At 45.9% G+C, this 8784-nt stretch carries 11 protein-coding genes and 5 tRNA genes; 6 read left to right on the top strand and 10 right to left on the bottom strand.

Annotation, left to right across the window (positions count from 1 at the left end; all coding sequences use genetic code 11):
* The 6 genes from ACTHR2_RS01580 to ACTHR2_RS01555 all read left to right on the top strand — a co-directional run bounded on the left by ACTHR2_RS01580 (position 1) and on the right by ACTHR2_RS01555 (position 1273).
* A tRNA-Gly gene (locus ACTHR2_RS01580) sits at positions 1 to 76 on the top strand.
* 21 nt (positions 77 to 97) lie between these two features.
* Positions 98 to 173: transfer RNA gene (locus ACTHR2_RS01575), tRNA-Gly, on the top strand.
* 33 nt (positions 174 to 206) lie between these two features.
* A tRNA-Cys gene (locus ACTHR2_RS01570) sits at positions 207 to 280 on the top strand.
* A 10-nt stretch (positions 281 to 290) separates the two neighbouring features.
* A tRNA-Cys gene (locus ACTHR2_RS01565) sits at positions 291 to 368 on the top strand.
* Positions 369 to 389: 21 nt separating this feature from the next.
* Positions 390 to 479 (top strand) — tRNA-Leu (locus tag ACTHR2_RS01560).
* Between the two features lie 128 nt (positions 480 to 607).
* Entirely contained in the window at positions 608 to 1273 is a 666-nt protein-coding gene (locus ACTHR2_RS01555; protein WP_263341507.1) for an SAP domain-containing protein, read from the top strand.
* A gap of 280 nt (positions 1274 to 1553) precedes the next feature.
* Here ACTHR2_RS01555 and rfaD read toward each other — a convergent pair whose 3' ends face one another.
* The 10 genes from rfaD to ACTHR2_RS01505 all read right to left on the bottom strand — a co-directional run bounded on the left by rfaD (position 1554) and on the right by ACTHR2_RS01505 (position 8749).
* Positions 1554 to 2558: an ADP-glyceromanno-heptose 6-epimerase gene (rfaD, locus tag ACTHR2_RS01550; RefSeq protein WP_263341505.1), complete on the bottom strand. Its 1005-nt coding sequence runs from the start codon at positions 2556 to 2558 to the stop codon at positions 1554 to 1556.
* Between the two features lie 139 nt (positions 2559 to 2697).
* Positions 2698 to 3660, bottom strand: a complete 963-nt coding sequence (rfaE1, locus tag ACTHR2_RS01545; RefSeq protein ID WP_263341503.1) for a D-glycero-beta-D-manno-heptose-7-phosphate kinase — start codon at positions 3658 to 3660, stop codon at positions 2698 to 2700.
* A gap of 41 nt (positions 3661 to 3701) precedes the next feature.
* On the bottom strand, positions 3702 to 4373 hold the full coding sequence (locus ACTHR2_RS01540) for an NAD(P)H-binding protein (RefSeq protein WP_263341501.1): 672 nt from the start codon (positions 4371 to 4373) through the stop codon (positions 3702 to 3704).
* Between the two features lie 13 nt (positions 4374 to 4386).
* A complete protein-coding gene (pyrF, locus tag ACTHR2_RS01535) occupies positions 4387 to 5118 on the bottom strand; it encodes an orotidine-5'-phosphate decarboxylase (RefSeq protein WP_263341499.1) in 732 nt (243 codons plus the stop codon).
* Positions 5119 to 5228: 110 nt separating this feature from the next.
* Positions 5229 to 5876: an adenylate kinase gene (adk, locus tag ACTHR2_RS01530; protein WP_003746105.1), complete on the bottom strand. Its 648-nt coding sequence runs from the start codon at positions 5874 to 5876 to the stop codon at positions 5229 to 5231.
* Positions 5877 to 5947: 71 nt separating this feature from the next.
* Positions 5948 to 6466: a 3-deoxy-manno-octulosonate cytidylyltransferase gene (locus tag ACTHR2_RS01525; protein WP_263341496.1), complete on the bottom strand. Its 519-nt coding sequence runs from the start codon at positions 6464 to 6466 to the stop codon at positions 5948 to 5950.
* Positions 6467 to 6487: 21 nt separating this feature from the next.
* Complete coding sequence (gene kdsB / locus ACTHR2_RS01520; RefSeq protein WP_440375267.1) at positions 6488 to 7246, bottom strand: 3-deoxy-manno-octulosonate cytidylyltransferase; 759 nt, start codon at positions 7244 to 7246, stop codon at positions 6488 to 6490.
* Entirely contained in the window at positions 7243 to 7425 is a 183-nt protein-coding gene (locus ACTHR2_RS01515) for a Trm112 family protein (protein WP_003746098.1), read from the bottom strand. Before ACTHR2_RS01515 ends, kdsB begins: the two co-directional genes overlap by 4 nt.
* 57 nt (positions 7426 to 7482) lie before the next feature.
* Complete coding sequence (locus ACTHR2_RS01510; RefSeq protein ID WP_263341491.1) at positions 7483 to 8034, bottom strand: hypothetical protein; 552 nt, start codon at positions 8032 to 8034, stop codon at positions 7483 to 7485.
* A 49-nt stretch (positions 8035 to 8083) separates the two neighbouring features.
* On the bottom strand, positions 8084 to 8749 hold the full coding sequence (locus ACTHR2_RS01505; RefSeq protein ID WP_263341489.1) for a hypothetical protein: 666 nt from the start codon (positions 8747 to 8749) through the stop codon (positions 8084 to 8086).
* Positions 8750 to 8784: the final 35 nt, after the last annotated feature.

Below are 8784 nucleotides of genomic sequence, written 5' to 3'. Positions count from 1 at the left end.
GCGGGAATAGCTCAGTTGGTAGAGCGCAACCTTGCCAAGGTTGAGGTCGCGAGTTCGAGACTCGTTTCCCGCTCCATTAAATCATGCATCCGAATACGCGGGAATAGCTCAGTTGGTAGAGCGCAACCTTGCCAAGGTTGAGGTCGCGAGTTCGAGACTCGTTTCCCGCTCCAGTTTCAATACTACAAATACTCAAACGTAGTTTTGGCGAGATAGCAAAGTGGTTATGCAGCGGATTGCAAATCCGTCTACGCCGGTTCGATTCCGACTCTCGCCTCCATCCATTTCATGGCGGGGTGGCAGAGTGTTTATGCTATAAGGGGTGCAACCCTTATACAGGCCGGTTCAAATCCGCGCCCCCGCCTCCAATCTCTCAATTTATTGTCTACGCCCGGGTGGTGAAATAGGTAGACACAACGGACTTAAAATCCGTCGGCCCTAAACCGGCCGTGCCGGTTCGATTCCGGCTCCGGGCACCATTTACCGCTTTTAAGCGGTTATTTTTTTGTCTAGTATCCACGCCTAATAGAGGTGCTTAGACGATGGGAAGAAACGGTTGTAATAAAATAATCGTATATATAGGTGTATGATCATACGTTGACGTGACATGCAGATTGACGTTACTGTTATAGATATGAAGGGTGGAGGTGATGGTTTGGTAGAAAACAGACCTAGTTTTAAAGAAATCAAATCATTTGAAGAATTTAACCAATACTATTGGTATCGAGAGGAACTTTCCCAAATTTGTAAGTCTCTTGGTTTAGAGTATCGAGGTACGAAGAAAGAATTGACTTTTATTATTGAACAATATTTTCAGGGAAATAAAATAGAGAAATCTTTGAGGAAAGGTCTCAAAACTCAATCCGAAGTAATCACTTTAGAGACTCCGCTCCTGAACTGTGGGTTTTCTTTTAACCAGAAGTTTAGAGAATATTTTGCTGCAGTAACAGGGGTTAGTCCGTTTAAATTTAATGCGGATATGGCAACCGCTTGGCGAAAAGTAAAAAGGAATCATGATCTAAAATTCACGATTCAAGATATGATTAAAATTTATTATGGAGAGTCAGATTACGCCAAGTATGATCATTCGGCTTGTCAGTGGAATCAATTTTTAAAAGACTTTTGTACGGATGAATGTAGCCATCAGTATGCTAACAAGTTAACCGTTGCTGCTATCCTTTGGAGGGAAGTTCGAGATTCAAAGAATGAAAAAGTTTATTCCAAACAGCTTCTGAAAGAACATAGCCACAAAATAGAGGTGTATCTTAAATAGCAACTACTCTTTCTTCTATCTGATCCGTTGTTGCGAAAGCCTCTACGTACCTTTTAAAGGATTATAGATATGGTTCCTCATGATAGTAAAGATAGCCCATTAACAGCTTTGTAGTTATAAATACCCACTATTCTATCTAGGACAAGAGATTCATTTAAACCACTAAATTATTCTTATTTAAGAATACAACCAAATTTTTATACTATCCTAGTAAAATAAAACCGACTTACCCAAACAGGTAAGTCGGTTTTATTCTCAGACAACATTACTGTACTATTTATTAAACCAAGTTCTCCAGCATCCATTTAACGTAACGGCTGACGCCTTGTTTTACATCCAAGAATTCTTCTTTATACCCGGCTTCGCGCAGCTTGGTAATGTCCGCTTGAGTAAAGCTCTGATATTTGCCTTTGAGTGCATCTGGGAATGGGATATAACGGATAAGTTCTTCTTCAACCAGCTCTTTCAAACTCATTTCAGGCTTGCCTTCGGCCGCACGGCAGGCGTTGACGGTGGCAGCGGCAAGATCGTTAAACTGTTGGCTACGGCCTGTACCAAGATTAAAGATGCCTGAAAGCTCGGGATGATCGAAGAAGTAAAGGTTAACTTTGGCAACATCTTCTACGCTGACAAAATCACGTGTTTGCTCTCCATTGCCGTAGCCGTCATTGGCGCCGAACAGGTTGACATAGCCATGCTCGCGGTATTGGTGAAAATGATGGAAGGCAACTGATGCCATGCGGCCTTTGTGTTGTTCCTGTTGTCCGTAAACGTTGAAGTAGCGGAAGCCGACGACTTGGGCGGTCAGGCCTTCTTTCATACGACGACGCAATACTTGGTCAAACAAGAATTTAGAGTAGCCATATACATTGAGCGGTTTTTCCAGTTCGCGCTCTTCTCGGAAGATTTCGCCCTTGCCATATACGGCAGCGCTGGAAGCATAAAGGAACGGGATACGTTCATCCTGACACCAGTCTAAGAGATCGAGCGTGTATTGGTAGTTGTTGTCCATCATGTAAAGGCCGTCATGATTCATGGTATCGGAACATGCACCTTGATGGAAAACGGCTTCGATATCGTCGTAAGGCAAAAGATGACCGCGCACTTGGCGGATAAATTCGTGTTTATCGAGATAATGGGCAATTTCACACTCGGCAAGGTTTTTAAATTTTTCGCCTTTGCTCAGATTGTCGACGGCAACAATGTCGGTAATACCGCGCTGGTTAAGTGCTTTGACGATGTTGCTGCCGATAAATCCGGCCGCGCCTGTTACGATAATGGTCATAATGAATTTCCTTTATTTTGATTTTTCAGACGGCCTTGAAGAAATCATGCCGTCTGAAAATAAAAACTTTTCTGTCTGGATTATTTTCCAACTCTATTTTCAGACGGCATTTAGATTTTAAGGCCGTCTAAAACAGCAATTATTGCTCTTCCAATGCCTTGGTCAATTCGGCAAACGAGCAAACCGCCGTACCAAGTTTCGCTACAACAACACCTGCCGCAGTATTGGCAAGGTGCATGGCTTCGGGCATGGTATAACCAGCGGCCAAACCCAAGCCCACTCCGGCAATAACGGTATCGCCCGCACCGGATACATCATAGACTTCTTGAGCCCGTGTAGGCTGATAAATCGGCTCGCCCTCATTGAACAAGGTCATGCCCTCTTCACTTCGGGTCAGCAAAATCGCATTCAAATCAAGATGACGGCGTAGATTTTGGGCTTTTTCGGTCAAATCGTTTTCGTTTTTCCAGCTTCCCACCACTTCTTTCAATTCTGCGCGATTCGGCGTAATCAGCGTAGCGCCGGCATATTTTTCATAATCATCGCCTTTCGGGTCGATTAAAACGGGTTTACCGGCCTGTTTCGCCCAATCAATCATATCGGAAATATGCGACAAACCGCCCTTTCCGTAATCTGAAAAAATAATGGCATCGTATTCAGGCAACACTTCACGATATTGATGCTTGATTTGTTCCAACACTTCACGATGAGGCAATTCTTCAAAATCAAGTCGGATAAGCTGCTGGTTGCGGGCAACAACGCGCAATTTGACAGTAGTCGCAATTTGCTTGTCGCGCATCAGATAGGAAGAAACACCGTCTTGCACCATCAATGCGTCCAGCGCATCTGCAGCTTCGTCATCGCCGGTCACGGACAACAGCCCTGCTTTGCCGCCCAATGAGGCGATATTGCGCGCAACGTTTGCCGCTCCACCCGCGCGTTGGTCGATACGTCCGATTTTCGCCACCGGCACGGGGGCTTCAGGAGAAATACGGGACACATCACCAAACCAATAACGGTCGAGCATCACATCGCCGACAACAAGGACTTTGGCTTGTGCAAAACGGGATTTGAGGGTTTCTTGTTGGAACTTGGTTACCATACTGGCTCCATTAAAATCTCTGTGTAAGGCTTGTTATCAGATTATTGATCTAACAGCCTAAAAATATCTTGAGGCTCATATACCTGCATATGGTTTTTCGAGTACGACGCTTGTTTATGAGATGGCAACAACGCCGCTTTCAGCATGGCTTGTGCCAATTTTTCGACAGCAAGCGGACGTTGGTTTTTCATCAGGCCGATACGGTTGAATCCATGCAAAATCCGTTTGGCTATTTTCTCACCCAATCGGTCGCTATTCGGACGAATCAATAAGGGCGGGCGGAAAATAATAAGGTGCGGAAAATTCAAAGCGATAATTGCTTGTTCCAATTCGCCCTTCATCCGTTGATAAAACAGGCGCGAAGCAGAATTTGCACCGGAAGTGGAAATCAAAACCAAAGCATCGACGCCGTTTTCTCGTGCGGCTTTGGCAAATTCAAGATTTGCCTCATAATCAATTGCCCATTGCGCTTCTTTACTTCCTGCTGCTTTCAGGGTAGTTCCCAAGCAGGCAAACAATACATCGCCCTGCACTTTTTCACACCAATCATCAGGTTTAGAAAAATCAATCTGATGGCTATTTAGCTTTTGATGGATAAAATCAGGATGTCTGCGACCAAAACAGTCGATAGACTCAACCTCTGAACTGGCTGCAAGCAGAGGCAACAAGGATTTTCCTGTTGCGCCTGTCGCACCAATTACAATCGCCTTCATACTTCAGACGGCCTTAAGCGTTTGCCACCCGATTGACTTCACGCAATACGGCTACCGGATCGGCAGCTTTGGTTACCGGACGACCCATGACCAAATAGGTTGAACCAGCGGCCAAGGCTTCGGCCGGTGTCATAATACGGCGTTGGTCGTCATTATTGCTGGCAACGTCCAAGCGGATGCCCGGTGTCACCAAGACAAAATCCTGTCCCAATTCGCGGCGCAATGGCGCGGCTTCTTGGGCGGAACAGACCACGCCGTCCAAACCTGAACTTTGCGTCAGTTTTGCCAAGCGGATGACTTGTTCTTCAGGGGCGATGTTCAAACCGATTTCTGCCAAGTCGCTTTGTTCCATACTGGTCAACACGGTTACACCGATCAAGAGCGGCTTGGTTTGATATCCGGCAACGGCTTCTGCTGCGGCTTCCATCATACGGCGGCCACCGGAGGCGTGCATATCGACCATCCAAACGCCCATATCGGCGGCAACTTTACAGGCCTGAGCAACTGTGTGGGGAATATCGTGGTATTTCAAATCGAGGAAAAGTTTGAAACCTTGATTGATTAAGCTTTCTGCCAAATTACGGCCGGTTGCGGTAAACAGCTCTTTACCGATTTTGATTTGACACAATGTCGGGTCAAGATTGCGGACAAATCCGAGCGTATCTTTTTCGTTGGCAAAATCAAGGGCGACGATAACGGGAGTACGTTGTTGCTGAGTTTGGAAGTCGGAGATCAAGGGATTCATAAGATGCCTGCGGATAAACGGTTATAGCTTCGATTTTAACAGCTTTTGTACACAAAAGGCCGTCTGAAAATATTTTTTCAGACGGCCTCATGATTTTACTTCGGCAAAACTTATTTGCCCAAACCTTTCAGTACTTCGGCTTTTACAGCTTCTACTGCTTGGGTGCCGTCGACTTTGATGTATTTCGGCGCGTGTTCGCCTTCCAGTTTGCTGTAAAAATCAACCAAAACTTCGGTTTGCTCGTGGTAAACGGCAAGGCGTTTTTTCACGGTTTCTTCTTTGTCATCGTCGCGTTGAATCAAATCTTCGCCGGTTACGTCGTCTTTGCCTTCGACTTTAGGTGGATTGTAGGTAACGTGGTAGGTACGGCCGGAAGCCAAATGCACACGACGGCCGCTCATGCGGTCGACAATCACGCTGTCAGGTACATCGATTTCAACCACGGCATCCAAATCCACACCGGCTTCAACCATGGCTTCGGCTTGTGCCAATGTACGTGGGAAACCGTCAAACAGGAAACCGTTTTTGCAGTCGTCTTGGGCAATGCGCTCTTTAACCATGCCGATAATGATGTCGTCGCGTACCAAACCGCCCTCATCAATGATTTTTTTTGCTTCCAAACCCAGCGGAGTGCCTGCTTTGATGGCGGCGCGGAGCATATCGCCGGTAGAGATTTGAGGAATGCCGAATGCAGCAGTGATGAATTGAGCCTGTGTGCCTTTGCCGGCGCCTGGTGCGCCCAACAATAATACTTTCATGATGAGTCCTTTTGGTTGACGGATTTAATATTCAGATAATTTTACACGGCTTGTGTTTATCGTTCAAAACTTCAGACGGCCTCTTTCGGGCCGAAATGCTTCCATGCATCGTCGCGCATTCTGATAAACCATGCGTCTTCAGGGAATCGCTCTATCGCGTCTTTCAAAGTGGAAAGCAAGTTTTGCGATAAGGCTTTCGCCAAATATTCTTCCTCATTGGCTTCGGCCGCTTTGTCGGGTTGCTGCGCCAAACCGATTGCACGGGTTTGATGACCATGAGCCAAATAGTTGAGCGCAATGATTTTTTGCGCCCAAAGCTGCGGAATATCGGGATTGTCTTGCAGCAATACCGACAAAATCGATACGGCAACAGTCAAGCGCCCGCCGTTCATACGCAAGTCCAACGACTGGTTGGGCGGCAGAGTGCTGAGCATTTCTGCCATACGGAACCAAAACTCGCCGCTGGCCTGCTCCGGCGCTTCTATTTTCAACATATCATAGTTGAATTCTTGTTCGTCTTCTCTTACCAGCTTCGCCACATCGGCAAGCAATTTTTGTTCTTCACGGCTCAAATGGCGGAAATCATTCATATCTTTTCCTTTCAGACGACCTTAAGATTTAAACGCAACACGTACTCTGTCCAAATCTTCCTGCGTATCCACACCGGCAGCAGGCGCTTCTTGGGTGATTTCAACAGCAATCGGATAACCGTGCCACAGGACGCGCAACTGTTCCAGCGATTCGATGGTTTCCAAAGGAGAAACATCCATTTCCGAATAGCGTTGCAGGAAGCCTGCACGATAGGCATAAATGCCGATATGGCGCAAAACGGCTGTTTCAGAAGGTAATTCGCGTTTTTCGGCGCGCATGGCGTCGCGCGGATAAGGAATCGGGGCGCGGCTGAAATAGATGGCGTTGCGGTTTTTATCAAGGATGACTTTGACGACATTGGGATTCATAAACTCGTCAAAATCGTGCAATTCATGGGCGGCGGTCGCCATTTGCACATTGTTTTCAACCAAAACTTCAGCCGTACGGTTGATGAGCTCTGGGTCGATTAAAGGCTCATCGCCTTGTACGTTCACGACAATCAGATGTTGCGGCAGTTTCAGCGTATTGGCCGCTTCGGCAAGGCGCGTTGTACCGCTTTCGTGTTGATTGGAAGTCATGACCACTTCGACACCGTGCGCCTGACAGGCCGTCTGAATATCGGGATGATCGGTGGCAACAACAACACTCGCAGCCTCGCTTTTTGCCGCCTGTTCGGCGACGCGTACAACCATCGGTTTACCGTGAATATCGGCCAAAGCCTTGCCCGGCAGACGTGAAGAATCCAACCGTGCCGGAATCAATACGACAAATTCGGTCATGCTTTCAGTTCCTCTTCGCTCAACGCTCGTGCTTCGTTTTCTAACATATAGGGAATGCCGTCTTTAATCGGATAAGCCAGCTTCGCCTGACGGCTCCACAATTCCTGTTTGTCTTGATGGTATTCGAGTTTGCCTTTAGTCACAGGACAAACGAGGATGTCTAAGAATTTTTTTTCCATGGGGTTACTTTCGGTAGTTATATCAAGGTTGTCTGAAATGATTCAGACAGTTCGAAGTTATCGCTTGTTGCTTGAATCAGATTTTGCACAAACCGGCTCGGGATTTTTGCCACCGCAAGCAATCCGCCTCCATTCTTTGATAAACTCAGGCTTATGCCGATCCGCAGCTTCCTGTAATTTTTTCGGCAACAATTCTTCCAGACCGCCCATATTCTTATCCAGGAAAGACTCAGCAGCCTTTCCGGATGGATTGACAATCATAGCATTGACTTCTTTTTGGGTAAGTGAAGCTTTGGCACTTTTCAACAATCGGCTGCGGATGGTCTGTTTCAACTCAGGCGTGAAGGCCTCCTTTACAACAATGTCCCGATAACGAACAACCGCTTTTTCCACTTCTTCCTTCTTCTCTTTAGAGACTTCAGCCACCAAGGTATCGGAAAGCGGTTTAAATCCCTCTTGAAAAATCTCATTCAGAATTAACTCAATATCTTGCTCGTAATGTTGCGTATTTAACCATTTTTCCAGCGATGCATCACTGGGCGGCGCGGCAAACGCATTGGCACACAATACCAGCGCGGCGAAGGGCAATAATAAGGTTTTCAGTTTCATCTTTTGCTACCTTTCAACAAAAAATAAATATTTTCAGATAGTCGGAAAATTATTTGGCACACTTCGGCAAATGTTTGTTGCCTTTGCATAAAATACCATGTGTTTGCTCCTCAAAAGCAGGCGTATATTTATCGCTTGCATTGAGGTAATTTTGACTCATGGTTTTGTGGATAATCTCATCACTCAGCTTATCGAAATGCTTGACTTTTTCGAGCGCAGACTTACCGGCACCATGCCCAAATGCTTCAGCCATCTTTTCTATATCCGATTGGCTCAACATATCCTCAAGATTTCCACCATGCTGTTGTAAACTTCTTATCTTTTTCAAAATATTTTTTCCCTGAGCTGAAGAGAAAAAACGGTTGGTTACATCGACTTCTTCTTGTGTAAATACTTTCTGTACGGCACGCTTTTCTTCATCCAACCATTGTTTTTTCAACTCAGGGCGGCTCAAATCGTCTTGCATATTTTTCATATAACGACTGATGATCGCCTTCATCTGCGCTTTTTGAGCTTTGGGCGTCATCGCTAACAAGCGCTCATTATCCTCTTTATTCACCATCTCCAAAGAACGTTGCACTTTCTCGCTATAATTATTGCTTATCCCTTGAATCTCCAACCATTTCATTGCAGATTCATCACTTGGTTTAGCAGCTAAGCTTTGGGTGGATACAAATAAAGCTGCGCAAGCGACCAACAAATATTTTAACTTCATGATTTACTCCTATCGCGTAGTTTGAAGATCATCTT

Source organism: Neisseria sp. P0006.S004 (assembly GCF_051963015.1).
Classification (GTDB): Bacteria; Pseudomonadota; Gammaproteobacteria; order Burkholderiales; family Neisseriaceae; genus Neisseria.
The sequence above is the reverse complement of the archived record's forward strand: the minus strand, read 5'-3'. Positions and strand labels throughout refer to the sequence as shown.